Annotated in this window: 28 protein-coding genes; 17 read left to right on the plus strand and 11 right to left on the minus strand. The window is 64.9% G+C overall.

Going from position 1 to position 24,788, the window contains the following annotated elements; translation table 11 throughout:
- Positions 1 to 3: 3 nt before the first annotated feature.
- The 4 genes from VF769_RS13285 to VF769_RS13300 all read left to right on the plus strand — a co-directional run bounded on the left by VF769_RS13285 (position 4) and on the right by VF769_RS13300 (position 1,965).
- Positions 4 to 207: a 4-oxalocrotonate tautomerase family protein gene (locus VF769_RS13285; protein WP_331008901.1), complete on the plus strand. Its 204-nt coding sequence runs from the start codon at positions 4 to 6 to the stop codon at positions 205 to 207.
- Entirely contained in the window at positions 204 to 791 is a 588-nt protein-coding gene (locus VF769_RS13290; protein ID WP_331008902.1) for a 5'-nucleosidase, read from the plus strand. Before VF769_RS13285 ends, VF769_RS13290 begins: the two co-directional genes overlap by 4 nt.
- Positions 788 to 1,264: a DMT family transporter gene (locus tag VF769_RS13295; RefSeq protein ID WP_331008903.1), complete on the plus strand. Its 477-nt coding sequence runs from the start codon at positions 788 to 790 to the stop codon at positions 1,262 to 1,264. Before VF769_RS13290 ends, VF769_RS13295 begins: the two co-directional genes overlap by 4 nt.
- Before the next feature lie 80 nt (positions 1,265 to 1,344).
- Positions 1,345 to 1,965: an HAD hydrolase-like protein gene (locus VF769_RS13300; RefSeq protein WP_331008904.1), complete on the plus strand. Its 621-nt coding sequence runs from the start codon at positions 1,345 to 1,347 to the stop codon at positions 1,963 to 1,965.
- On the opposite strand, the gene VF769_RS13305 is transcribed toward VF769_RS13300, so the two are convergent.
- From VF769_RS13305 to VF769_RS13315, 3 genes are all read right to left on the minus strand, one after another.
- On the minus strand, positions 1,962 to 2,960 hold the full coding sequence (locus VF769_RS13305; protein WP_331008905.1) for a hypothetical protein: 999 nt from the start codon (positions 2,958 to 2,960) through the stop codon (positions 1,962 to 1,964). The genes VF769_RS13300 and VF769_RS13305 overlap by 4 nt on opposite strands.
- A gap of 134 nt (positions 2,961 to 3,094) precedes the next feature.
- The gene (locus VF769_RS13310) at positions 3,095 to 3,499 is read right to left on the minus strand and encodes an HU family DNA-binding protein (RefSeq protein ID WP_331008906.1); all 405 of its coding nucleotides are present in this window, start codon (positions 3,497 to 3,499) and stop codon (positions 3,095 to 3,097) included.
- Between the two features lie 349 nt (positions 3,500 to 3,848).
- Positions 3,849 to 4,985 (minus strand): hypothetical protein, encoded by a 1,137-nt coding sequence (locus tag VF769_RS13315; RefSeq protein WP_331008907.1) that lies wholly within the window; start codon positions 4,983 to 4,985, stop codon positions 3,849 to 3,851.
- Positions 4,986 to 5,057: 72 nt separating this feature from the next.
- Here VF769_RS13315 and VF769_RS13320 point away from each other — a divergent pair, with 72 nt between their 5' ends.
- Positions 5,058 to 5,738 (plus strand): lysoplasmalogenase, encoded by a 681-nt coding sequence (locus VF769_RS13320; protein ID WP_331008908.1) that lies wholly within the window; start codon positions 5,058 to 5,060, stop codon positions 5,736 to 5,738.
- 3 nt (positions 5,739 to 5,741) lie between these two features.
- On the opposite strand, the gene VF769_RS13325 is transcribed toward VF769_RS13320, so the two are convergent.
- From VF769_RS13325 to VF769_RS13335, 3 genes are all read right to left on the minus strand, one after another.
- Positions 5,742 to 6,644, minus strand: coding sequence for an alpha/beta hydrolase (locus VF769_RS13325; RefSeq protein ID WP_331008909.1), 903 nt, complete (start codon positions 6,642 to 6,644; stop codon positions 5,742 to 5,744).
- Positions 6,645 to 6,725: 81 nt separating this feature from the next.
- A complete protein-coding gene (locus VF769_RS13330) occupies positions 6,726 to 7,313 on the minus strand; it encodes an isoprenylcysteine carboxylmethyltransferase family protein (protein ID WP_331008910.1) in 588 nt (195 codons plus the stop codon).
- The gene (locus tag VF769_RS13335; RefSeq protein ID WP_331008911.1) at positions 7,310 to 8,305 is read right to left on the minus strand and encodes an NADPH:quinone oxidoreductase family protein; all 996 of its coding nucleotides are present in this window, start codon (positions 8,303 to 8,305) and stop codon (positions 7,310 to 7,312) included. Before VF769_RS13335 ends, VF769_RS13330 begins: the two co-directional genes overlap by 4 nt.
- A gap of 75 nt (positions 8,306 to 8,380) precedes the next feature.
- Between VF769_RS13335 and VF769_RS13340 the strand changes: the two genes are divergently transcribed.
- The 7 genes from VF769_RS13340 (at position 8,381) to VF769_RS13370 (ending at position 12,555) form a co-directional block, all read left to right on the plus strand.
- Positions 8,381 to 8,668: a hypothetical protein gene (locus tag VF769_RS13340; RefSeq protein ID WP_331008912.1), complete on the plus strand. Its 288-nt coding sequence runs from the start codon at positions 8,381 to 8,383 to the stop codon at positions 8,666 to 8,668.
- 34 nt (positions 8,669 to 8,702) lie between these two features.
- Positions 8,703 to 9,572 carry an isoaspartyl peptidase/L-asparaginase gene (locus VF769_RS13345; protein WP_331008913.1) on the plus strand — a complete coding sequence of 290 codons (870 nt, stop codon included), beginning with the start codon at positions 8,703 to 8,705 and terminating at the stop codon, positions 9,570 to 9,572.
- 11 nt (positions 9,573 to 9,583) lie between these two features.
- Entirely contained in the window at positions 9,584 to 9,880 is a 297-nt protein-coding gene (locus VF769_RS13350) for an MliC family protein (protein ID WP_331008914.1), read from the plus strand.
- A 16-nt stretch (positions 9,881 to 9,896) separates the two neighbouring features.
- On the plus strand, positions 9,897 to 10,217 hold the full coding sequence (locus tag VF769_RS13355; protein WP_331008915.1) for a hypothetical protein: 321 nt from the start codon (positions 9,897 to 9,899) through the stop codon (positions 10,215 to 10,217).
- Positions 10,217 to 10,729, plus strand: coding sequence for an RNA methyltransferase (locus VF769_RS13360; protein WP_331008916.1), 513 nt, complete (start codon positions 10,217 to 10,219; stop codon positions 10,727 to 10,729). The genes VF769_RS13355 and VF769_RS13360 overlap by 1 nt, the downstream gene beginning before the upstream one ends.
- Before the next feature lie 40 nt (positions 10,730 to 10,769).
- The gene (gene rlmN / locus VF769_RS13365) at positions 10,770 to 11,903 is read left to right on the plus strand and encodes a 23S rRNA (adenine(2503)-C(2))-methyltransferase RlmN (RefSeq protein WP_331008917.1); all 1,134 of its coding nucleotides are present in this window, start codon (positions 10,770 to 10,772) and stop codon (positions 11,901 to 11,903) included.
- 142 nt (positions 11,904 to 12,045) lie between these two features.
- The gene (locus VF769_RS13370; protein ID WP_331008918.1) at positions 12,046 to 12,555 is read left to right on the plus strand and encodes a GNAT family protein; all 510 of its coding nucleotides are present in this window, start codon (positions 12,046 to 12,048) and stop codon (positions 12,553 to 12,555) included.
- Here VF769_RS13370 and VF769_RS13375 read toward each other — a convergent pair.
- Entirely contained in the window at positions 12,552 to 12,965 is a 414-nt protein-coding gene (locus VF769_RS13375; RefSeq protein ID WP_331008919.1) for a hypothetical protein, read from the minus strand. The two genes, VF769_RS13370 and VF769_RS13375, sit on opposite strands and share 4 nt — an antisense overlap.
- An 81-nt stretch (positions 12,966 to 13,046) precedes the next feature.
- Positions 13,047 to 14,165, minus strand: a complete 1,119-nt coding sequence (locus VF769_RS13380) for a ketoacyl-ACP synthase III (RefSeq protein ID WP_331008920.1) — start codon at positions 14,163 to 14,165, stop codon at positions 13,047 to 13,049.
- 195 nt (positions 14,166 to 14,360) lie between these two features.
- Here VF769_RS13380 and VF769_RS13385 point away from each other — a divergent pair, with 195 nt between their 5' ends.
- Together VF769_RS13385 and VF769_RS13390 are read left to right on the plus strand one after the other, a co-directional pair.
- The gene (locus VF769_RS13385; protein WP_331008921.1) at positions 14,361 to 15,950 is read left to right on the plus strand and encodes a leucyl aminopeptidase; all 1,590 of its coding nucleotides are present in this window, start codon (positions 14,361 to 14,363) and stop codon (positions 15,948 to 15,950) included.
- A gap of 73 nt (positions 15,951 to 16,023) precedes the next feature.
- A complete protein-coding gene (locus VF769_RS13390) occupies positions 16,024 to 16,431 on the plus strand; it encodes a hypothetical protein (protein WP_331008922.1) in 408 nt (135 codons plus the stop codon).
- On the opposite strand, the gene VF769_RS13395 is transcribed toward VF769_RS13390, so the two are convergent.
- The 3 genes from VF769_RS13395 to murI all read right to left on the minus strand — a co-directional run bounded on the left by VF769_RS13395 (position 16,428) and on the right by murI (position 20,805).
- Positions 16,428 to 18,101 carry a DUF4332 domain-containing protein gene (locus VF769_RS13395; RefSeq protein WP_331008923.1) on the minus strand — a complete coding sequence of 558 codons (1,674 nt, stop codon included), beginning with the start codon at positions 18,099 to 18,101 and terminating at the stop codon, positions 16,428 to 16,430. The two genes, VF769_RS13390 and VF769_RS13395, sit on opposite strands and share 4 nt — an antisense overlap.
- Positions 18,102 to 18,189: 88 nt before the next feature.
- A complete protein-coding gene (locus VF769_RS13400) occupies positions 18,190 to 19,851 on the minus strand; it encodes a DUF262 domain-containing HNH endonuclease family protein (protein ID WP_331008924.1) in 1,662 nt (553 codons plus the stop codon).
- 123 nt (positions 19,852 to 19,974) lie between these two features.
- Positions 19,975 to 20,805 carry a glutamate racemase gene (gene murI / locus VF769_RS13405; protein ID WP_331008925.1) on the minus strand — a complete coding sequence of 277 codons (831 nt, stop codon included), beginning with the start codon at positions 20,803 to 20,805 and terminating at the stop codon, positions 19,975 to 19,977.
- Positions 20,806 to 21,026: 221 nt separating this feature from the next.
- Between murI and VF769_RS13410 the strand changes: the two genes are divergently transcribed.
- From VF769_RS13410 to VF769_RS13420, 3 genes are all read left to right on the plus strand, one after another.
- Entirely contained in the window at positions 21,027 to 21,977 is a 951-nt protein-coding gene (locus VF769_RS13410; protein ID WP_331008926.1) for a hypothetical protein, read from the plus strand.
- A 107-nt stretch (positions 21,978 to 22,084) separates the two neighbouring features.
- Entirely contained in the window at positions 22,085 to 23,563 is a 1,479-nt protein-coding gene (locus VF769_RS13415) for a DUF1800 domain-containing protein (protein ID WP_331008927.1), read from the plus strand.
- A gap of 2 nt (positions 23,564 to 23,565) precedes the next feature.
- On the plus strand, positions 23,566 to 24,747 hold the full coding sequence (locus tag VF769_RS13420; protein ID WP_331008928.1) for a DUF1501 domain-containing protein: 1,182 nt from the start codon (positions 23,566 to 23,568) through the stop codon (positions 24,745 to 24,747).
- Positions 24,748 to 24,788: the final 41 nt, after the last annotated feature.

A 24,788-nucleotide genomic window follows, 5' to 3' on the forward strand; every position in this document is an offset into this window, starting at 1 on the left:
GACATGCCCTACGTCAACATCAAGATCACCAAGACTGGCGCGACGGCTGAGCAAAAGGCCGAGCTGATCAAGGGCGCCACGGAGCTTTTGCAGCGCGTGCTCAACAAGAACCCCGCCACCACATTCGTGATCATCGAAGAGGTCGAGACGGACAATTGGGGCGTCGGCGGCGAGAGCGTCACCGCGCGCAACGCCAAAGCGCCGTGACCCGGCCACGGCCGCTCATCGTCATGGCGCTGCCGGGCGAGAGCGAGGGTTTGATTGAAGCTGCGGGCTTTGCAGTCCTCTATACAGGGCTCGGCAAAGTCAACGCCGCCCATGGGCTGACCAAGGCGATCACCGAGGCAAAGGCACGCGGCGAGACTTATCCTTACGTGCTCAATCTCGGCTCCGCGGGCAGTCATGACTTCGCGCGTGGCGCGCTGGTGGAAGCAGATCGCTTCGTGCAGCGCGATATGGATGTAACAGGGCTGGGCTTTGCGCTTGGCGCCACACCGTTTGAAGCCATGCCGGCGACGCTCGAAACACCACGCCGTTTTCCGCATCTGCCGCGCGCCACATGCGGCACCGGCGATTCATTCCTGCAAGCGCCGTCGCCCATTCCGTGCGGGCTTGTCGACATGGAAGCCTACGCCTACGCCAAGGTCTGCGCGCTTGATGGCGTGGCGTTCGCGTGCGTGAAATACGTCACGGACGGCGCGGACGATGCATCATGCCAAGATTGGCAAAAACACGTGATCGACGCGCCGCACGCGTTCGCGACGCTGCTCAAGGACTATTGCTCCGCATGAATACGCAAACGCTCGCCTTCTACGCCGCACTTTCGATCGTCGCGGGCGTGCTGATCCCGATCATGGCGGCGCTCAGCGGCGCAATGGGGCGGACGTTCGACAACCCGCAGATCGCGGCGCTGATTGTTGTCGGCGGCGCGTTTGCGATGGTGGCGGCGTTTACCTTCGCCACCGGCGGCGCCGCGTTCGATTGGCGTATGCTGAAGCAAGCAAGCGCTCTGCAACTCGTCGCCGGTTTCGGCATGGCGTTCTATTTGCTCTCGATCACGTTCTTGGCGCCGCGCTTCGGCGTCGGCAACGCCGTGATGCTGGTCGTCGCCGGCCAGATCGCCTCCTCCGCCCTGATCGACCATTTCGGCCTGTTCGGCGCACCGCATAAGCCAATCGATGTGATGCGCGCCAGCGGCCTTGCGATCATGGTCATCGGCGTCATCATCGCGCAAATGGCGGCCAACAAACCGGCCGTGGATTAGAACCGCAGCGCGCACGCTAAAACCAGTGGCGCAAATTTGCGCTGCACGCGGACCTTCCGTCTGCTAGGCACCAACGTCCTATGCGATTTCGGCTCTTCATTTTCGATTTCGACGGCACACTGGCCGATAGCGGTCCGTGGATGATCGAGGCGTTCAACAAGGCGGCTCAACGCTTCGGCTTGCGCCAGTTCGACCGCGACGAGATCGAAGCGCTACGCGAGAGGGACAACCGCACCATTATGCGCGAGGTCGGCGTTCGCTGGTGGCAATTGCCGCAACTCGCCGCTTATGTCCGCCGCCTTGCGGACGAAGCGGAGCCGCCGCCGTTATTTGAAGGCGTGGCGCCGATGCTGCGCGCCCTGCACGCCTCCGGCGCCACACTCGCGATCGTCAGCTCCAACACGGAGAGCACGATCCGCCGCGCGCTCGGCCCCGAGTACGCCACTCTCATTCACGCCTTTGCCTGCAACGCGGCTATGTTCGGCAAGGCCGCGAAATTCCGGCAAGTCCTCAGACAAACTGGCGTCTCCGCGGCGGAAGCCATCGCCATCGGCGACGAGACGCGCGACATAGAAGCCGCACGCAAAGCCCGCATCGCTTGCGGCGCCGTGCGCTGGGGCTACGCCTCGGCGGGGATCCTGGCCGCAAACAGCCCGGATTTTATGTTCGAAACGCCCGCGGACATTATCGCCCTGCGCTAGTCCGCGAGCGCGCGATCCAGCATGGCCGGCAAATTCTCAGCGCCCGCGCCAAACGCCTGCGCCCGCCAGGCCGACCCTTCGATGCGGTCGAGAGCCAACGCCAAAGCCAGCCCTTCATTCTGCGACCACCAACGGCTCCGACGCGCGAAGTGGGGCATCGCCACCTCGCGCGCGACACCAGCGCCCTGCGCACTCATGAGCCAATGATAGCCAATCCATTGGCCAGAGCCTTCGAATGTCAGCCAAATGTCCTCGGCCTCCGCCAACGCCGCGTCACCACCAACAAACCAGCGCGCTTGACGCGCGCGCATCAATTCCCGCGCCTGCCTCGCCAACATGCGCGCCGTCGAATCGTCCGGTGCGGTCGCGGCTTGAAACAAGAGCTCCGTTTCGTGCGCCACTGACGCGGCGAATTCGGCGTTCTCGCCAAAGCGAAGCTGAATGCTGTCATCGTTGAAATCATCGCCGAGATTATTGGCCGTCGCCAATTCGCCCATCCGCGCGCCGTAAGTGTTCATTTGCGCAACATGCGCACCTTCGTGCAGCAGGACGGCAACCATCATTGTCTCTAAGCCAAGACCATCGTTGCGCACGCCGCCCGCCCGCCACACGCTCGGCGTCGACATGACGAAAAAGGCATGTGTTTCATCGGCGCTCGCGAACGAGGTGACGCCTGCCGGCATCGCATCATCGTTGGGCAGCCTCACTTCACCCAGGTGCGGCGTTGCGGTCCAATTCACCTCGGCGACACTGGCCGCGCTGAACGCATCCGGGCTCGTCAGCACGCAATCGTCGTCAAAGAACACCGCCTCGAACGGACGCACGTCACGCAAGCCGTCAATGCCATTGGCGCTGTGCCGCCAAGCCGTCAGCGCCCGATCAATCCAAGCGCGGTCCGCTGCTGACACCGCGCATGCGGGCGCTGAGGTCAGGCCGCCGCCGGAACTCGCGCAGGCTGAAGCCAGCAGTGCGCCCAAGATCAAAAGCACCCGCATGAGGTCTCTCCTGCCCTAGAGATGCAAAGCGCACCGAGACCGGATGCACACGAAAACGGCCGGCGCTTCGTAGCGCGCCGGCCGTCTCGACAACCCAGAAAGGGTTATTTCACTCTGCGTCGTGCGCGCCGCCCTTAGCGGGCGACAGCGGCCTTCATCACGGCCGACTGGCGGAACGCCAGCTTCTTCGACGCCTTAATCTTCACCGGCTCACCCGTTTGCGGGTTGCGGCCCATGCGGGCCTTGCGGGCGCGGATCATGATCATGCCGATGTCGCCGATTTTCACCTTGGCGCCCTTCATGACGTAGGCCTTCACCACGTCGAGATAGCCTTCGGTCATCGCCTTGGCTTCCGACTTCTTGATGCCGAGATGGTCAGCGACCGTTTGCAGCAGGGCCGACGCGGTGACCGTCTTGCCCGCCGTCGCCGTCACCTTCACGGCCTTCGGCGCCGGCGCCGCCGCCTTCTTCGCCTTCTTGGCCGGGGCCTTCTTCGCAGGCGCCTTCTTCGCGGCCTTCTTCACAACTTTCTTCGCCATGTCCATTCCTCTCTGAAAAGGTTGTCGTGCGTTAAACTCAACGAAATCGCCGATAATGCGCGGTTCTGGGGACCACTTCTCACCGACGACGCCCCGAGTGATGACACTCAAATCTTGATGGAGCGTGACTACGCTTCTCCACTGATGTGTCAAAAACCCCTATTTTTCGGGCTTTTTGCACGCTTACGCGGATTCCCTGGCATGGCCCCGTCTGAGTCGCAATGCAAAAAAGCTGATTTACCGGGCTTTTGGCCGCTCGCGACGCAGAGCCGCAGCGCGGGTGTTGCGCGAAAACCCAATCGGCGAACGCAGCGGCTTGCGCGCGCCCGCGTTCGCCGCGATTCGTTCTCTAGTCGTCGCGCTGCTGCTCCGAATGACGCCCACGACGGCGGTCTTCGTTGCGATCGGCCGGCGTCTCGCCTGGCGCCGGCGGTTGCGATACGGGGGGCGGTGGCGGCACAGGCGGTGATGGCGGCGCAGGTGGAACCACCGGCGGCGAACGCGGTGGGGACGACGGATCGCCGTGGTGCGGCGGCGGCGGCGGCGGCGGTGGTGGCGGTGGTGGCGGCGGCGGTGATTGCGGAGGCGGATTATTCTGCGCTTCCTGCAATTGGCGGATGCGCCGGCGCGCATCGTCGCGATAACGACCGTCCCGCTGCGTGCTTAGATAGAATTCGTACGCGTCGATCGAATCCCGGCGGGTGGCGCGATCCCATGCATTGCGATCCTCGGCTCGCAGATGAAAAATGCGCTGCTCTGCATCGTAGCGATGGTACCCGTCCGGATAGTCTCGCAGGTAACCTTCGTATTCGCGGATGGTGTCACGGCGGCGCGCGCTATCCCACGCGGAATCGTCCAGGAAACGGAAATGATCGAGCGCCCGGCGCGCCTCGATCGCAAAGCTTGAGCGCGGGTAAGCGCGCAGGAAATCAGCATAGCCGCCAGGTGAATTGAGCCGCCGCGCGCGGATCCAGGCGCCCTCATCCGTAGCCCAGAGGTACTCAAGCCGAGCTTGCGCCTCCGCGGCGTTAGCGCCGTGGGGCCAGGCGTTGAGGAAGCCTTCATACGCCTCGATGCGGTCAATCCGTGCGGCCTCGGCCCACGCCGCGCGTTCCTCCGCCGCCAAACGCGGCGCGGCGAGCGCCGCCCGGCGGGCCTCGGCCCGGCCCGCGTCCGGGCCCCACGCGTAGAGCGACAGGTAATTCTCATACGCCGCTTCGGTGTCGATCTGCGCGGCGCGCGCCCAAGCCTCACGCTCCTGCGTCATCAGCATCGCGACTCGCACCCGCGCACCTTCGGCGTTCGGCGAAGCGCCATAGGTGCGCAAATATTGCTCGTAAGCGAATGGCGTGTCCTGACGTTGCGCCAGCGCCCAGGCCTGCGCCTCCAGCTCTTCGGGCGTCGGCGGCGGCGTTGCGCACGCTGCCAATAGCGCGGCGATAGAGGCCGCGGTCAGCATTTTCAAACGCCAAAGTGGAGACGCCATCATTTCCCCCCTACCCTCAATCCCATGTAACATCGCCCTAGCTGAACGGCGATGGAATCGAAGGGCCATTTGATGGCTGTGGAATTCGGGCTTCTCTCTTGGACCTTCGCCGCCCTCGGCGCGGCCGCGGCCATCGCCTATGGCGCTCATTATCTCAGCCGGCCGCGCAACTGGGTCCGCGCTCTCGTCAAAACGCTGTTCATGACTGCTTTCGCTGGCGCGCTGATTGCGGCCGGAGCGCCCGCCCCCCTGATCCTCGCCGCCGTCGCCTCGGCGTTCGGCGATTTCTTCCTCGCGTTCGACAAGAAGTGGCTGCTGCCCTTCGGCATCCTCTCCTTCCTTGTGGCGCAATTGCTCTATGTGTTGATCTTCGGCGCGGTCTGGTTCTTCTCAGGCGATAACGCCCCGCTGTTGCCGCGCTACATCGCCATGGGCGCCGTCATCGTCGCCGCATTCGGATTTCTGATTTGGATGGCGCCGAAGCTCGGCTGGATGGCGCTAGGCGTTGTGCCCTACGCCATCGCCATCACGCTGATGGGCGTCGCCGCCATGTGGCTGCCATGGACCGGCTGGCCGGCGATGGTCGGCGCGTTGAGCTTCCTGGTCAGCGACTTCGTATTGGCGGCAGAACTCTTCCGTCTGCCGCCGGACTCACCGGCGCGGCGCATAACCGCGCCGGTGGTCTGGTGGACTTACGCCGCAGCGCAAATCCTCATCATCATCGGCGTGTTGCTGCTCGCGCGTCACATCTAGACTTCACTCCGCCAGAAATGTGCGCACTTCATCCATGAAGCGATCGAATTCGTCGATCATGATGAAGTGATAGGCCTCGTCGACCTTCACGATCCGCGCTTGCGGCACGCCCGCATAGGAGGCGCGCATGAAGCCCTCATATTGTTCAGGCGTGATCGGCATTTGTGGCGGGATCACGAACAGCACCGTCATCGGCTGCGTGATGGCGCCGAGCTCAGGCCGCAAATCGGTGACGATCAATTCATGGTAGGCGTTCGCGACCGTCGCCACATTGCTCAGCCGCGCATGTTCGATAATGCGTGGGCGCTCGGCCTCAGTGCGCACCATCGAGTTGATGGTCTGTATCGTCTGTTCGGACACCGCGCCTTGCGGCGACGCGGCCATCACCGTGCGAATTTGGTTCGCCACCGGCGCTAGGCTCTCCGCCGTCGCATTCGGCCCGCCGAACATCGCGCCCATGAAGGGAAACATGTCCACGACCATCAACTTGCCCACGAGGTCGGGATGGCGCGCCGTAAGCATCATGCCCATCGTGCCGCCCATCGAATGGCCAATCACCGCCGGGCGCTCCAGGTCCGTTTCGCGGATATAACGCGCAATCTCCTCTGCGACCGGCGCCGCAACCGGACCCTCGCCGTTTGCTCCGACTGGCGCGCCAGCAAAGCCATTGAGTTGCACCAGATGCACACGATAGCCGTCGCCCAGTGCGGCGACCGTCGTATCCCAAACCTCGCGTGAAGAGCTGAGCCCTGGGATGAAGATCACATCACGACCGCGACCCTGGGTCGTCACGCTGATGCGCTCTGATGCGAAAACGGGCGTCTGGGGCGCCACCGATGTGCTCGCGCACGCCGCCAGCATCGACACCGCCATCACCAGCCCAGCAAGAACACCGCGTCGCTGCATCACATTCTCCGAAAATTTCGCGTTCGACCTAGGCGGCGAGCGCCCTCATGGCAACCCGCTCACTCGCTATCCGCCGCTGCTTCAGCGTTCGGATGCGGACCATGCAATTTTTGTGAGCGGCAACAGCATCGGCACGCGGCGGCGGTACGCTGTGTACGCCTCGTCACCCAGATCGCGACGCAGGAAGCGCTCCTCAAGCTTGGCGCGTAGCGACACGCCCGCGATCAGCACCAGCACGCCTGCGACCGCCTCCAGCCGCCCGCGCTCCAGCGCCGTCGCCGCCGCCGCGAGCAACAAACCCGCATACACCGGGTGACGCACGATCCCGTACGGTCCGGTGTCAACGATACGATGCGCTTCTGTCGGCGCCGATGTGCTCGACCAGAGCGGTCCCAGATGCAGTCGCGCCATCCATGTGAACAGCAGGCCCGCCACGACAAGCGCGAATGTGATCCACGCCAGCGGCGGCGGCGTTACCCAAAGCACCGCAAAGCCGACGGGATAATAGGAGGCGATCATCATCACGAGCGCCGCCAAGGTCAGAACGCGACTCGGGCTTTCAGCGCCGAGATCGTGATGCGACGCGGTGCGCGCGCTCCATCCCGCGGCCATGACCCATGTGACGAGCCACACCAGCCAAGCCGCCACGATGGCCGCGCCGGCACTCATTCCATCATCACCACGAGCTTGCCGGTCGCGGTGCGGTCCATCAGCGCGCGGATCGCCTTGCCGCCTTCGGCCAAGGGATAACGCGCCGAGATACGCGGCTTGATCTTGCCTTCGGCGTGCAGCTTGAAAAGATCGCGCACATTGCTTTCGTGCAGCTTCGGCTCGCGCGCCACGCTCGCGCCCCAGAACACGCCGACGATGGACGAACTCTTCAGCAGCGTGAGATTGAGCGGCGGCGTCGGGATTCCGGCCGGGAAGCCGATCACGAGATAGCGGCTATTCCAATTCATCGCGCGCAGCGCCGGCTCGCAATAATCGCCGCCGACCGCGTCATACACCACATCCGCGCCGCCGCCGCAGGCCTTCTTGAAAGCCTCGGCAAGATCCTTGCTTTGCTGCTTCGACATGCCCGATGCCGGATAGATCACCGCATCATCAGCACCGGCCGCCTTAGCGAAAGCGGCCTTCTCTTCCGTCGACACGGCCGCGATCACACGCGCGCCCATTGCCTTTCCGAGTTCAATGGCCGCGATGCCGACACCGCCTGCGGCGCCGAGCACGAGCATGGTCTCGCCGGCCTTCAACGCGCCGCGATCCTTCAGCGCGTAATAGGACGTGCCGTAGGTGAGGATGAAGGCGCTGGCTTCGTCGAACGGCATCGTGTCCGGGATCGGCATGATGCGTGCCGCGGGCAGCTTGATCTTCTCGGCATAACCGCCCCAACCGGTCGAGCCGATGACGCGCTGGCCGACCTTCAGATGCGTGACGCCAGGGCCGATGCTCTCGATCACGCCGGCGACTTCTCCGCCGGGCGAAAACGGGCGCTCAGGCTTGAACTGGTATTTATCTTCGATGATGAGCGCGTCAGGGAAGTTCACGCCCGCCGCCTTGACCGCGAGCACCACTTCACCCTCGCCCGCCACCGGGTCGGGCAGCTCGGCGAGCTCAAGGCTTTCGGGCGGGCCCACCTTGGTGCTGATCAACGCTTTCATCTTCTCTCCCTCGGACCGCGTTCGCGAATGCCGTTTCTTGTAGCCGGCTCGACGCCGCCGGTCCAAACTAGCGAAATGACGCGGCGTGGCTACTTCCTCCGTTTGGCGTTCTCCGTCCTGATCGACATTTTCGATCTGACGTTGGGGCGAATTCCGATCTTTGGGTCCGTCACCGAAGGGGTCGGAACGGTCGTGCTGTTCGCGATGTGGGGGCCGGCGGGGCTGGTGAATTTGTGGGAGCTGGTCGATTTCACCGACCAAGCCGATTCCTTCATTCCGACCGCCACCCTGGTCGCGCTGTATGTCGGCTGGCGCGAGGGGCATCTGAGGGGAAAAACCCAGCTGCCCGCAGAACGGCCATAGCGCAACGTCAGCCAAAGCAGGCTATAGAGCGGCCATGACAGGAACCTGGGCTATCGCGTTGCATGGCGGCGCAGGCGCGATCGCCGCGCGCGCCTACCAACAAGAAGAAGAACACATGGCCGCCCTGCTCGACCGGGGTGCTGCCATGCTCGCCAAAGGCATGAGCGCGCTTGATGTGGTCGTGGCGATGGCCGGCGCTTTGGAAGCGAGCGGCTTGCATGTCGCCGGCAAGGGGGCGGCGCCGAATGCGGCCGGCGTGGTGGAACTGGACGCCTCCGTGATGGACGGCGCGACGCGCATGGCCGGCGCTGTCGCGGCCTTACGGGGCTTCATATCGCCGGTGCGTGTGGCGCGGGGCGTCATGGAAAACACCCCGCACGTCCTACTGGTTGGTGAGGGCGCCTCGCGCTTCGCCGCCGAGCAAGGCTTCGAGCGCGTGGATGATCCGAAGACCTATTACGTGCCCGCCGCAAGCGGCCTCCCCGGCCCGGAATCTGGGTCAGGCACCATTGGCGCGGTGGCGCTCGACACCAGCGGCAAGCTCGCCGCCGCGACCTCGACGGGCGGCTTGCACGGCAAGATGCCCGGCCGCGTCGGCGATACGCCCATCATCGGCGCCGGCTGCTGGGCTGACCAACGCGCCGCCGTCTCCTGCACCGGGCTCGGCGAATATTTCATGCGTGTGAACGCGGCCGCCGATGTGTCCGCACGCATCGCCTATGCTGGCCAAACGCTGGAAAGCGCCGCCGCTGCCGTGATCGAAGACGTACGCGGCCTGGGCGGTTATGGCGGATTGATCGCTGTGGACGCGGCGGGCAATGTGACCTCGCCATTCGCCAGCCAAGGCATGAAACGCGGCCTCGCCAATTCGCGCGGGCTGCGTGAAGTGAAAACCTTTCAATGAGGGGCGCTGCCATGAAGAAGCTTGTTCTAGGCGTTGCTTTGCTTGCACTCGCGGCGTGCGCCAGCAGCGGCGGCGCGGGCGGCCCGCGCACCGATTGGCGCTGCACTGGCGGCGCGGCCTTCTCGGTGCGTTTCGATGGCAATTCGGCGGAAGTGTTCGCGGGCGGCCAGCTCTACAATCTGCCCACCGCGCAATCCGGCTCCGGGGCGCGCTATTCGAATGGCAGTGTCGAATATTGGGAACATCAGGGCGGGGCCACGCTGAACGGCGCCGCCGGCGGCCCCTACACGAATTGCCGTCGCGGCTAACGGAGAGAAGCTCCACATGCGTAAAATGATCCTGCTCGGCGCCGCGCTGCTGACGCTCGCCGCCTGCCAAAGCGCGCAGAATTTGAGCGAAGGCGAGCGCCTCAATTGGCGCTGCGCCAATGACAAGGAATTCAGCTTACGCTTCGCCGCAGGCGCGGCCGAAGTCTACGCCGCCGGCGAAACACATCGGCTGCCGCGGATCGGCGAGGGCGTGTATTCCAACGGTGCGGTCACCTACACCGAGGCTGGCGGCGACACCTCGCTCATCGGCATTCATGACGGCCCGTACGAAAGCTGCGCGCGCCGCGCCGGCGATTGGTGGTTCAGGCCCTGGTGATGCGCGGCTATTTTGGCATCGGCGCCGAGAACATTTCAAAGCCCATGAATGTCGGCGCACTCATGCGTACGGCGCATGCGTTTGGCGCGAGCTTCTTCTTTACGATCGACGCGCATCCGAAGGTGCGTGAGGCGTACAATAGCGACACCTCACGCAGCTTCGATCACATGCCCTATTATCCGTGGGACAATCTCGAGGCGATGCGGCTGCCGAAGGGCTGTGCGTTGGTTGGCGTTGAGTTGACGGATGACGCAGTGGAACTGCCGCGTTTTCAGCATCCGCAAGCGGCGGCTTATGTGTTGGGCCAAGAACGCGGCTCGCTGTCGCCGGAATTGCTCAAGCGCTGCGCGCATGTGGTGCAGATCCCAACCAAATTCTGCCTCAACGTCGGCCTTGCCGGCGCGCTCGTCATGTACGACCGCCTGCTCGCGCACGGCGGCTACCCGGCGCGCCCGATCATGCCCGGCGGCCCACCGCCGGAGATGACGGAAGTGCTGAAACTCAAGCGTTGACGCCTTGCGGTAGGCAAAGTCCGCCCCCATAACCCGCCTCATGAGCGCCGCTCTCCCCTCTCTCGCCGGGCTTTCCAAGCCGGCTTTGGCTGAAAAGCTCGTCGCCATTGGCGTCGAACCGAAGAAGGCGCGCATGCGCGCCGAGCAGCTTTGGCGCTGGATTTACCATTACGGCGTCACCGATTTCGCGGCGATGACAAACGTGGCTAAGGAGCTACGCGCGACGCTCGCGGAGCGTTACACGCTCGCACGCCCCGAAATCGTCACGCAGCAGATCAGCACCGACGGCACACGCAAATGGCTAATCCGCTTGGGCCCGGGCACGGAAGCGGAAGCCGTATTCATTCCGGGCGTCGGCAAGGCGGGCGCGCTGTGCGTCAGCTCCCAAGTCGGCTGCACACTGAATTGCACCTTCTGCCACACCGGCACGCAAAAGCTGGTGCGCAATCTGACCGCCGCCGAAATCGTCACGCAAGTGATGATCGCGCGCGATGCGCTCGGCGAATGGCCGACGCAGGAACGCCCACTGAATGACGGCGACCGCCAGCTCACGAACATCGTGTTCATGGGCATGGGCGAGCCGCTCTACAATTTGGACAATGTTGCTGAAGCGATCGACACGATCTCGGACGGCGACGGCATTTCGATCGGCCGCCGCCGCATTACGGTGTCGACGGCGGGTGTCACGCCGAAGATCAAGGAACTCGGTGAGCGCACCGGCGCGATGCTGGCGATCTCGCTGCACGCGACGAATGATGAGCTGCGCAATCAGCTCGTGCCGCTGAACAAGAAATACAATCTCGAAGAACTCTTCGCCGCGATCCGCTCGTATCCGAGCCTCGGCAACGCCAAGCGCGTGACGTTCGAATACGTGATGCTGAAGGGCGTGAACGACTCTCTGCCGGAAGCGAAGGCGCTGGTGAAGCTGCTCGCCGGCGTGCCGGCGAAGATCAATCTGATCCCGTTCAATCCGTGGCCCGGCACGAATTACGAATGCTCGGATTGGGATACGATCGAGAAATTCGCTGAAGTACTGAACCGCGCCGGCTATTCGTCCCCGATCCGCACGCCACGCGGCCGCGATATTCTCGCCGCCTGCGGCCAGCTGCGCTCCGAGAGCGTGAAGCAGCGCGCCAGCGAACGCCTGAAGGCCGAAGCAGAAGCCGCGCAATGAGCGCGCCGCACGCTTACTCCTCCCCCGTTCACGGGGGAGGTGCTGAGCGCAGCGAAGCGGAGGGGGAAACCCTCGCAATGACGCGCGCCAGCTCGCCCCCTCAGTCGCTGCGCGACAGCTCCCCCGTAAACGGGGGAGCATCATGAGCCCGCGTCTTGAGGGCCACGGCGTCGTTTTGCGCGCGCTTGAAGTCGCCGATGCGCAAGCGCTTTTCGCGGCGCACGGCGACGCCGCCACGCACAAATATTGGTCGGGGCCCGCGCACAAGAGCGTTGAGGAAACCGCCGCCTATATCAAAGAGACGCTCGACATTCCCGGCGCGCAGGTTTGGGCGATCACGGAAAATGGCGGCGAAGCGTGCGGCCGTATCGCGCTCTTCGTGCTGCGCGAAGGCGTGGGCGAGATTGGCGTCATCATGCGCCCGGATGCGGCGGGACGCGGCCTCGCCTCCGCAGCGCTCAATCTGGTGGTCGCTTATGGCTTCGAGAAACTCGGTCTCCACCGCGTCGCTGCGGACGTGGATCCCGACAACGACGCTTCGCTCAACCTTTTCCTACGCAATGGCTTCGAGCGCGAAGGCCTGCTGCGCGGCAATTGGAAGACGCACATCGGCGTCCGCGACACGGTGATGCTCGCCAAGTTGCGCGACTAGGCGCAGCGCCCCGAGCCCGGATAGGCGCGCCCAACGAAACTCGCCTTCTGCAACGCCCCGGTCGAAGCATCCAGATTGACGCGGAGCCACGCACCTTCGGCCGCCGCGCGCTCGACGAAACGCACCAATTCCGGCTCCGCGCCCGCGACGTAGCCCGTGCCAGGCCCGGCCACGGTCGGCGTAATCGAACTCGACGTGCCGACGATGCCGTACATGTCGGTCGCGGCGATGGAATACGCGAACAAGCGCCCATCACGCAGCCGCCCAAATCCCGATACGCTGTGGCGCGCATTACTGGTCTGGATGCGATAATCGGTAATGCAGACTTCAACGTTCGCCGCCGGCGCCGCGTGTGCCGCATTGCTCAAGCAAATCAGAGCGATCGATGCAACGAATGCCTTCAGCTTCATGTGCGCTCCTCCCGTCGAGAGGCCACACGCTAACGCGACGCCGCAAACGCGCAAGTGTTCGCGTCAAGGGCCGGAATGGCTCTACATTTGCTCGATGAAGGTCAAGCCGTTCAGACCGGCATGCGACGCGCCCTTGGCTTTGCGCGCGCGGATATCCTGCACCATGTCGAGCGCCGACTTCTTCACCGGCGGCAGATCAGCGTCACTGAGTGAGAGCGGCGTCACCCGATCGCCCCAACGCACCAGGTGCGCGCAAACGGTGAGCCCCGCGCCGAACGCCGGCATCAGCACCAAGGCGCCCGGCTTCATGCGCCCCTCTTCCAGCGACTCCGCCAACGCCACCGGCACCGTCGCCGCGCTCATATTGCCGTAGCGCTGCACCGTGAGCATCACTTTATCCATCGGAATGCCGCTACGGCTCACGACCGCGTCAATGATGCGCAGATTGGCCTGGTGCGGCACCACGAGATCGATGTCGTCCGGCGTCACGCCGCACTTTTTCATGACGGCCTGACTGGCCTGCACCATGCCCTGCACGGCCCGCTTGAAAATTTCCGGGCCATCGAAATCCCATTCCGTGTCGCCGGAGGTGACGCCGCGATTGGTGTAGGCTGTGCCCATGCCGCGCACGCGCAGGGTCTGACGTGCGTCGGCCAAGCAGCCGAGTTCTTCGCCGAGGATGCCCTCTTGCTTGTCTGTCGCCTGGAGCACCACCGCGGCACAGCCGTCGCCGAACAGCACCGCGACGTTGCGATTGTCCCAATCCATGAAAGGCGAGATCAATTCGACGCCGATGACCACCGCCGTCTTCGCAACCCCGGTGCGGATCATCGCGGTCGCCGCGGTCAAGCTATAGAGGAAGCTCGTACAGGCCGTGTTCAAATCCATCGCCGCGGCTTTGGTGGCGCCGATCGCCACCTGAACGCCGGACGCGCAATTCGGCACCAGCTCATCATTTGAACAGCTGCCGTAGAGGATGAGATCAACCTCGCCGCCCTCGATGCCCGCGCACGCGAGCGCGCGTTTGGCCGCCACCACCGCCATCTCGGTGGCGGAGACATGGCTCACGCGACGCTCCTTCATGCCGGTGCGGCTGGTGATCCACTCGTCATTGGTGTCGAGAAATTTCGAGAGATCTTCGTTGGTCAACGTGGCCGGCGGCATGCATTTGCCCCAGCCCGTTATCGCGGCGTAAGTCATCCGGTCGCCTTTGTTCTGCTGGCGCATCGCTAGCAAGCCCAGGCCCCGCCGTCACGCGTCCTTCGGCAGACGCGCCACGCTGCGGTGCAGCGAAACCCATTGCTCGCTCCGGACTGCCCTTTGGCGAGGTTGCGCCTTGCTTTGTGCCGAGCCGGTCTCCTACGTGTTAGGTGAGGATTTCTTGGGGGATTTTCCATGACTACGCTTCGTGCGGCGGCGGCTGCCGCCCTGCTCGCCGCCGCCACCCTGACTGCGCCAGCGGCCTACGCGCAAACCAGCCCTGCGGCCGAGCAGGTGCAACGCCCGGCCCGCTTTGTAGGCGCCTCCACCGCCACGACCGGCGTGCTCGTGCTCCCGCTCGCAAGCGCGGACCAATTGGACACGCGCGGCGCCGCCTTGAACGACAGCGAACGCACCGCCGTCAGCAACGCGATCGCCGCCGCCGCCTACGAATTCAGCGCAGGCTCCAGGCTCGCGCTGCGCGGCATTGGCGGCTGGACGCAAATTCTACTCGTCGGCCTCGGCACAGACGCCGAAGCGCGCACCTACGAGCGCGCGGGCGCCGTCGCCGGCCGCGCCCTGCTCAACGAAGACGCCGCCATCACCATCGTCACAACGGGCTTGGACACGGACGCTGTCGCCAACTTCGCCACCGGTTTCGGGCTCGGCCAGTATCGCTCCGATCTCTATCACCGGCGTGAGCGCGAGCCGAGCGCGCTTGGCCAAGTGACGTTTGTCGCCGATGCGTCGGGCGAGGCTGAGCGCGCGTACGCATCGCGCGGCCGCGCCTTGATCGAAGCCATGGCGTGGACACGCGATGTCTCCAACGAGCCCGCCAACGTGCTCTATCCGGAGACTTTCGTATCGCGCGCGCGCGCCGCCTTCGGCCGCACGCCCGGCGTGAATATCCAAGTGCTCGACGTACCGGCGATGCGCCGCCTCGGCATGGGCGCCATTCTTGGCGTGGGCCAAGGCTCGGCGCGCCCGCCGCGCATGATGATCGTGAGCTATCGCGGCCAAGGCGCGCCGACGCAACCGGTCGTGCTTGTCGGCAAGGGCATTACGTTCGATTCCGGCGGCATCTCGATCAAACCGAATGCCGGCATGGCGAACATGCGCATGGACATGTCGGGCGCAGCCAGCGTGACCGGCGCCGTGCTGGCGCTGGCGCGGTCGCGCGCGCCAGTGCATGTGGTCGCGATCGCGGCGCTTGCGGAGAACATGCCGGACGGCGCAGCAATCCGTCCAGGCGATGTGCTCACGGCGATGAACGGAATGACGATCGAGATCATGTCGACCGACGCGGAAGGCCGCCTCGTCCTGGCCGATGCGCTCTCCTGGACCGAGGCCAATCTTGACGCCGCCGCCATCGTCGACGTCGCCACCCTGACCGGCGCCGTCGGCACGGCGCTGGGCGACGATTACGCGGGCCTGTTCACACGTCACGACGCGCTGGGCGAACAATTGGAGGCCGCTGGCGCCGCAACGGGCGAACGCCTCTGGCGCCTGCCGCTCGACCCGAGCTACGCCAGCGACACCGCCTCCACCATCGCCGACATCAAGAATTCCGGCGAAGGCGGCGCGGGCGCCGGCACTGGCGCCCACTTCATCGGCGAGTTCGTGAGCCGCGACACGCCGTGGGCGCACATCGATATCGCCGGGGTCGCCTGGAGCGGCGCCAATGATTGGAAACCCGCCGGCTCCGCTGGTTACGGCGTGCGCCTGTTGGAACGTTTCGTCCGCGACTTCCAACCGATCGAAGCTGAAGCCGCACCGGCGCAGTAGCACGATCGCCACGCGCCGCGTTCATTCCGCTGGCAAAACCGCGGCGCGGGGCGACTCATGCTAAGCGCGGCTCATGCAAGCCATCGCTCAAGCCACCGCCATCACCCTCGCCGGCGCCTCGCTCGGCTGGATTGTGCTGTTTTCGTTCGTGCTCTCGCCGGTGGCGTTCAAGACCTTCGACGCCGGCCGGGCCGAGCGCATGGTCAAGCACGTCATGAATTCCGGTCATGGCATCTTGGGACTGATCGCCCTGGCCGCCGGCGGCGCCGCCTATTTGGCGGGTGCGTTCGCGGGCGGCTCCGTGGCCATCGTGGGCGGCTTGTTTGCCTTCATGTGCAAATTCGCACTGGCGCCGCGCGAAGACAAACCGATCAAAGGCCACCGCGTGGTGAAGACCGCGCGGATCGTCGCCTCCGGCCTCACCGCTTTCATCATGCCGGTGATGTTCGCCGCGATCGTGCTTACGCTGCTCGGGATCTAGGCCGCGACCGTCGCGCCGCCATTTTGCAGCGCGCGCTTTGCCCGTTCGATCCAGGTCGCAACGTCATCTTCAGTGGGCGCGGGCGCCGATCCCCAGGCGCGCTGACCTTCCTCGGACAAGCCCCAGCGCGCGACGCCGTCGCACAGCTCGACCGCGTCCATCTCGGCAAGCTCGGCCGCATCGCTGACGCCGCAGGCCACCAGCGCCTGGGCTTCACGCGACTTCAAGCCCGGCACGGTGCAGGCCAGCAGCGCTTGGCACTGCCAATCGCGGATGGTCTGCGCGGAAATGTGGCGGGCATCAATTTGCTTTGACGCCTCTTCCGCTTGCAGCGCCAGCAGATCGGCGATCGTCTTGACACCGACGGCTTCCAAGCGCTTCGCCGTCTTCGGGCCAATCGACGGCGCTTGGACAACGGGAGCATTGCCGCTCAACGAGAAGCGCGGCAGCGATTTCTCCTGCTTCGGCCGCGGGGCGCCAATAGGAAGCTCGCGCGGGATCACGACCTCCTTCGCCGGCTTGGCCGCGACGACTTTCTCCTCCACAGGCGCCGTCACACGCTCGATCTCAACGGGCGTCGCCACGGCGGCGACCTTCGCTGGCTTCGGCCTGGTCGGTCCTTTCGCCACCTCTGCCGCGGGTTTGGCTTCGGCCGGTCTCGGCTTCGGCGCAGGCTTCGCTTTGCCCCGCGCGGGCGCGCCTTGGCCCGCCTTAGCGCCGATCTCGCGCGGCCATTTCGCGTCAAGCGAGGATAGCGGCGTCTTCAGCACTTCTGTCGCATAGAGGGCGCGCACGACTTTGTCGTCTTCGCCCAGCGTGTTGCGCACTTTGCCGGTGCGGCGAAATTCCTCGTACTGCGCCTCCACCTCCCGACGCGCCGCCGCATCGTCCATCAGCTTCAGCACCGCTTGGATCGGCGTTTCCAACGCCAGGAAGAACGCCTGCAGCGCCCCGCCAATCTTCGGCGGCTTCACCGCAGCTTCCTCGAAGGCGCGATCCAGAATGCGGGCGAAGCCCACGGCCGCGTGGCCCACCAGCTTCGCGATAGTATCCTTCAGCTCTTGGTCGAGGCCCGCCGGCGGATCTTTTACACCCTTCTCAAGGTCGTAATGATCGATCACCAATTCATAATGCGGGTTCGACGCCTTGGCGCCTGCGCGCACCATGTCCGCGAGCCATGCATCGCCCTTCGGCGTTGCTATGTCGGGATAGCCGCCCAGATCGCGCTCAAGGATTTGCTGGAACGTCTTGTACGATTTGGAGAAGCTCCACTCGACCGCGCGGTGGATGACGCCTTCTTCTTCTGTCTGATGCGTGTGGAACGGCTGGATCGGGTCCACATAATAATGGCTCATCACGCCGGCGGACCATGCCGCCTGCTTCCAATCCTTCGCGACCAACGCACGCACGGTGCGGCGATACCATTCCTCACACGCCTCGATCGCGCCGCCCCAATCGCCATCGCGCACATGCAGCACGTGGTTCTTGAAATCCTTGAACACATCGTCCGGCGCCTTCGCGCCTTTCAGATATTCGTCGTGATAATGCAGCAGCAGATTGCGCCAATCTTCAGCGTCCGCCGCACGCAAATGGCGCAGCGCATCGACCGCCAAGCGGTGGTGGTTCGATCGGCAACGGCTCGCGAACACGACCGCGTACAGCAACGACATGAAACCCGCCCCTCGCCCCAGGAATGAATGCGAGGTTAAAAACTGGGGTGGGTTTGGTTAGCGAGGCGTTAAGACACGCCCGCGAGGCTCAGTCGTCGCCGCGCACCAAGCCCCAATCCTCGCAGAGGATGCGCACCAGATCCTCGTGACGATGCTCGATCGCCTCGAGCGTCCATTCGTCCACGTTGGCCAGCGACTTGGTCAGCGCGTGGATCGGCGCGCCCGGCCAATTGAAAAAGATACGCTTTTTCTCGGGATAGGGCTTGTTGTCGGCGACCTTGTTTTGCTCGTAGGTGAGCAACGTCAAATTGCCGAGCAAATGGCAAAGCTCGCCGCGCAGCGCCGAATCCGGGAAGCGCTCGCTCCACCAATTGGTGTTCCCCCGCGGCATGATGTGCTCGACGGTGGCGTCGTCGGTCATGGTCAGCACGCTGCCGCCTGGCATGGCGGCCTCGACCCGCAACAATAGCAGGCGCCGCTGACGGTCACGCTTACGCGAGCGATTCAGCGTGGCGATGAACTTCAGATGCTCCGCGTGTGAGAGCTCCAATGCGCCCTTCTCTCCATACAATTGCTTGTCGTCGCCGACGCCCTTCACCGCGCGCTCGTAGCGCTTCTCCTGCACGCGGTTATCGATCACCGACAATTCGCAGGCGAAGGCGTAACGATCGAGCGCCTGGAAGAAGCGCCGCGCGCGCTCGTGTTCGCTTGCATGCTCGGCCAAGAAGGCGATCGCGGCCGGCGCCCAATCCCATTCCTCGACCTGCTTCATCATCTTTACCCGCCGGTTCACCTCGGCGCTGTACGGGCCGACATCGATGGAGCCGGTGAAAATCGCGCGCAGCGCCTCGGCATACCGCGGCAGCTGATCGAACAGGAATGCACGCACGCCCCCGGCGCGGTCCACGGCCGAGCGGAACGCAGCCAAATCACCGGGCGAAAGCAAAGGCTCTCCGGTCAGCAGGAACGGCATCATATAGAGCAATCTCGCGAAATTCTCGCGCTCGAACATGTCCTCGATCTGCTCCCATTTGCGCGCCGCCGCTTCTGCTTCGGCGTTAGAGAGCTTGGAATTCTCGAGCAGATCGCTCTTGATGATGTCGGCGCCCGACAATGGCGAGCCGCGCTTGTTCAGCGTATTGAACACGGTTTGCGCGCAGCCCCGCTCGTCCGCATCGACCACGTTCAGCGTGCAGCAACGCGCGACATATGAAATGAACGCATCCAGCTCGCGATCATCCAAGCGCGCCAGCTCGCTTTCGATGGTGCGCGCCGCACCCACCAGCAAATCCTTGGAATCGATGCCGATCTCGGCGTGCTGGGCCAACGCCGACATTTGTCCCGGCTCTTGCACATAGCCGCGATAGAAATTGGTGTCTTCTTCACGCAGGAAGAGCCGCGGCTGATCGCCATCCATGATCAGGGCTTGGTAGTGCCGCGCCCGCCCCGGTAGTCGATCGCGCACATAGGCGATGATCATCGTCAGCGTCGAAAGCCGCTGCTGGCCGTCGGAAATCTCAAGCTTGCCCGCGTTCTTCACCAGCACGATCTGGCCGATGAAATAGAACGACGCGCGGCGCTGGTAGGCGCGCCACAAATCCTGGATCAGCTGGCGCACCTCGCGCTCGCCCCACGTGTAGGGGCGCTGGTAGCGCGGCACTTTGAGGGCGGCCTTGCGCGTCAGCACCGAAGCGAGATTCAGAATCTGCGACGTGAGTCCCAGCGGTGTGTCGCCGAACGCGTGCGTCATGATTTTCCAGCCCCGCTGATCATTGTTGTGGGCGCATCGTTACTATCTCGACACGATCACGCAATGCGTCGTGCGGCTGTCCACAGCGCGCGTCGCGCAACAGTCGCTGAAACGACACGCATTTCAGACCGATGCAAAATCGGAAAGCAGCCGCACGTCGAAATCCGGCGCACTGGACAGCGCCGCTACAGCGGTAAATCCGCGCGCGCTGAACGCGGGAAACACGGTGCGCGCGGCCGCCGCATCCGTGAACGCCGCGCGATGCGCGCGCGCTTGTCCAGGGCCAGCGATCAGGACATTCGCCACGCGCCGCGCAATCGCTTCGCCACTGTCCAACCAGACGCACGGACGCGGCGCCGCAGCGGCGAGCTCTTGCGCCAGCAACGGAAAGTGCGTGCACGCCAGCGCGACGACATCAATCTCGGCCCCACCCGGCGCGCCAAACAATCCGTCCATCGCTTCTGTGATCGCAGCTTCACCCACCGGCTCGCCGCGTAATTTGCGCTCCGCCGCTTCCACGAGCGCGGAGGAGCCGAACCGCACGACCCTTTTGTCGGGCGCGAATTGGGCGATGAGGTCGTTCGTATAGGCGCGCCGCACTGTCGCGGGGGTGGCCAACAAGCCGATTACGCCGGTCCGCGTCAGCGCAGCCGCCGGCTTGATCGGGGGCACCACGCCCACCACCGGAATGGAAAGCGCCGCCCGCACAGCGTCCAGTGCGATCGTGGACGCCGTGTTGCACGCCACCACCACAAGCTCAGGCGCCCATTGCGCCGCCATGCGCATGAGCAAAGCCGGCACGCGCGCCCGTAATTCCGCGTCCGATTTGAGCCCATAGGGCAGCCACGCATTGTCGGCGACATAATCGAGTTCGAGCGTATGGCCCGACGCCGCGATGGCATCGAACACCGAGAGGCCGCCAACCCCTGAATCGAACACCAGAACGCGCTTCATCGCGTTAACCATTTAGGCCAAACGCCATAATCCGACGGCGTTAACCAGTATGATGATTTTCTCATGTTTTTTGCAGCCGTTTCGGCGCTTCCGGGCCCTCAGCACATAGCTGTGGAAACCACTCCTTAACCGAGTTTGCGCGACTCATACTTTGGGTTAGTGACGCTGGATGGGGTTAACGTCAACGCGCCGCGGCGCGCGTTTGAACGGGGTCGGAAATCATGAACGCTATCGGCAAATCATCTGCGATCTTCGTGACGCTTTCAGGTTTGTTCTGGGGCGGCTGGATCGTCGGCTCGCAAACGCCCGAAGGCCAGGAAGCCATCGCACGCGCCTATGCTGCCTATGAGGAGCAGCAGGCCACCGCGAACGAAAATCTCTTCGATTCGACCGCCCTGCGCGCCATCGTCTGCGGCGATCCCACCTCTGTTGAGCAAAAGCCCTGTTTGGCGATCGTCGCCGCGGGCCGGCTCTTCATCGTCGACGCCGGCACGGGCGCAGCCTCGTCGCTTGCCCGCCGCAATATCCCGATGGATCGCCTGGGCGCTGTCCTGCTGACGGACGCGGACATGCCGCAAGTCGCGGACTTGGCCGCGGTCTACAACGCCGCCTCGCGCAATGGCGGCGCAGTGCTGCCGGTTTATGGCCCAGCCGAAACGCAGCGCCTCGTCGACGGCCTGAACCAAGCGGGCGGCTTCGACGGCGCGAGCAACGGCCTGCAAGCCTGGGGCCCGTCGCCGGAGCCAGGCCGCTCGGTGATCGTGTTCGAGGCTGACGGTCTCGTCGTCTCGGCCTTCACGACGCAAGAGGACGCGTTCAGCGGACGCGTCGCCTATCGCTTCGATTATCGCGGCCGCTCGATCGTGGTCGGCGGCGACGGCCAAGTCGCCGGCGCGTCGGCCGCGCGCGACGCCGACGTTGTGCTGCAAAACGCCCAAAGCGAACGCAACGCCACGTTTGACGGCCCAGCGACTGCCGCGCAAATCGCGACGCAAGCCGCCGCGTCAAATACTGGCATGGTCGTGCTCACCGGCGCCGACACGCCGATCGCGGCGCAAATGCAAGTCGCCGAAGCCCGCGCCACCGGCTTCAACGACGTGCAAGCCGCGCGCGTGGGCATGATGGTCGAGCTACCGCTCGACAATATGGACATCAACGTTCGCCCGCTCTGATCATCGGCGACCGAAAGCAAGGTCCAAGGGGAGCCCGAGCGGCTCCCCTTTTCTTTTGCGACGGACTAGCGCGCGTTCCACGTTAGACTGGGGTCGGAGAGGCGCTCATGCCCGATCTCAGTCTCGCGGCCCTTGCCGCCCACCGCTTCGGCTTCGGTCCACGCCCCGGCGAATTGCGCACGATCGCCGGCGACCCGCGCGGCTGGGTGAAAGCGCAACTCCGCCAACCAGATACGCTGCCGCCGCAGATCGCGGCGTTGCCCGCAGCGGAAGATGATCTGCTCGCCTTCGGTCGGTGGCTCGCGCGGCGCAGGTTGAACGGCGGCAATGCGGCGCGCCTGGAAGAACGCGCGGAGCGCCAAGGCGTAACGCAAGAAGAATTGCGGCGCCTCTCCGTCGAGGAAGATTTCGTCGAGAACTTCCGCGAACGCGCTACGCGCGCGGTCGCGGCCCGCCTCGAAGCCGCCATCACCAGCGAACGCCCCGTGCATGAGCGGCTGGTCCATTTCTGGTCCAACCATTTCACCGTCTCGACCGCCAAGCCCGCCGCCATCGCCTTGCCGCCCTCATTCGAGAAAGACGCGATCCGTCCGCACGTCGGCGGCAAATTCGCCGACATGCTGCGCGCGTCGAGCAAGCATCCGGGCATGATCGTTTATCTCGACAATTGGCTTTCGGTCGGCCCCAACAGCGCCAGCGCGCAAAACCCGCGCCGCGCGCGGCGTCTGCCGGGCGGCGGCCGCCCCACCGGCATCAACGAAAACCTCGCCCGTGAAATCCTCGAACTGCATACGCTCGGCGTAACCGGCGGCTACACGCAGGCCGATGTGCAATCGCTCGCAGCAATCATCACTGGCTGGACCTACCAGCGCGCGCGCCTGCGTGATTTTATCAGCGACGCGCGCGGTGAACGAAACGGTGGCGCGCTCTTCGAATTCGACGCCGATGCACACGAGCCCGGCCCCAAAACATTGCTCGGCCGCACTTACAGGCAGGAGGGTGTCGCCCAAGGCGAGGCCGCGCTCAACGATCTCGCGCGCCATCCCGCCACCGCGCGCTTCATCGCCACGAAACTCTGCCGCCACTACATCGCCGACGCACCGCCCGAAGCCGCGATCGTCCGCGTCGCCAACGCATTCGAGCGCAGCGACGGAGACTTGCGCGAGACCATGGAAGCCCTCGTCGATAGTCCCGAAGCCTGGGAAACGCCGCGCGCGAAGTTCAAGCGCCCGGAGGAATACGCCATCACGCTGCTGCGTGCTGTCGATGCGCGCCAACTGCCGCCGGGCGCTGGAATCGCGGCGCTCACCGCCATGGGCCAACGCCCCTATGCCGCGCCTGGCCCCGATGGCTGGGCCGACATCGCCGACGCTTGGCTCACCGCCGATCTTGTGTGGAAGCGGCTCGAGTTCGCGCAGGCGTTCTCAAATCGAATTGCCCGCGCGGACCTAAGCCCCATCGCACTCGGCGACGCGTGCCTTGGCCCTGCCATGGGCGACGAAACCCGTACCGCAATCATGCGCGCCGAGAGTCCCGCGCAAGGCCTCGCATTGCTCTTCGGCGCGCCAGAGATGCAACGGAGATGAGCATGTTGAACCGACGTACGCTGCTCGCGGGCGTGGCCGGCGCCGGCGCACTCTCCTTCCCCCTGTTCGCCTTCGGCCAAGCGCTAACCACCGACAAACGTCTGCTCGTCATCGTCCTGCGCGGCGGCCTCGACGGGCTTTCGGCCGTGGCGCCAGTCGGCGATCCTAGCTACGCCAGCTTACGCGGACGCCTCGCGGTCGAGCGCGCGACGGCGCTACAGCTCGACAGCACATTCGCGCTGCATCCAAATCTGCGCAAAATGCACGCGCTTTACCGCGCCCAGGAATTGCTGCCGATTCATGCCTGCGCGACGGCCTATCGCGAGCGTTCGCACTTCGACGCACAGAACGTATTGGAGACGGGCGGCGTGCGCCCGTTCGCGCGCACAGAAGGGTGGCTCAACAAGGCGCTTGGCGCGCTGCCGCAGTCGCGACCGGAGATGGGCCTTGCCCTCTCCGCCCAAGCGCCGCTGATCCTGCGCGGCCGAACGCCCGTGTCGACGTGGTCGCCATCCACATTGCCCGATGTGAACACGGACACGATGGCGCGTATGCTCGCCCTCTACGAAGCGCGCGATCCCGCACTCGCCCACGCGCTTGAATCCGCCATGAGCGCCAATGCAATAGCCATGGAGTCCGGCGCCAGCGACATGAACCGCGCAGGTCCGCGGACGATCACCCCACTGGCGCAGATCGCGGCGCGGTTCCTAAAGGACGATGGCGGCCCGATCGCTGCGGTCATGGAGGTCGGCGGCTGGGACACCCACGCCAACCAGGGCTTGGAACAAGGTCCGCTCGCGCGCGGCCTCACCGCGCTCGATGACGGCCTCGACGCCTTCAAGACCGAAATGGGCGCCGCCTGGGCGAATACGATCGTGATTATCGCGACTGAATTCGGCCGCACCGCCGCACCCAATGGTGCGAACGGCACCGATCACGGCACGGGTGCGGCTGCGTTTCTCGCGGGCGGCGCTGTGAATGGGGGGCGTGTGCTCGCCGACTGGCCCGGCCTCGCCCGCGGCGCGCTCTACGAGGATCGCGATCTGCGTCCCACCACCGATCTCCGCGCCGTGTTCAAAGGCGTGCTCGCCGACCATCTGCGCATCGCCAGCGCCGCGCTTGAGCGTGAAGCCTTCCCCGCCAGCGACGCCGCGCGCCCACTCCAGGGGCTGGTCCGCACCTGAGCTGCCGCGACGCGATGGACTCGCCCAGCGCCGCCACTAAA

It is taken from the genome of Vitreimonas sp. (assembly GCF_036392335.1).
Taxonomy (GTDB): Bacteria; Pseudomonadota; Alphaproteobacteria; order Caulobacterales; family Aquidulcibacteraceae; genus Vitreimonas.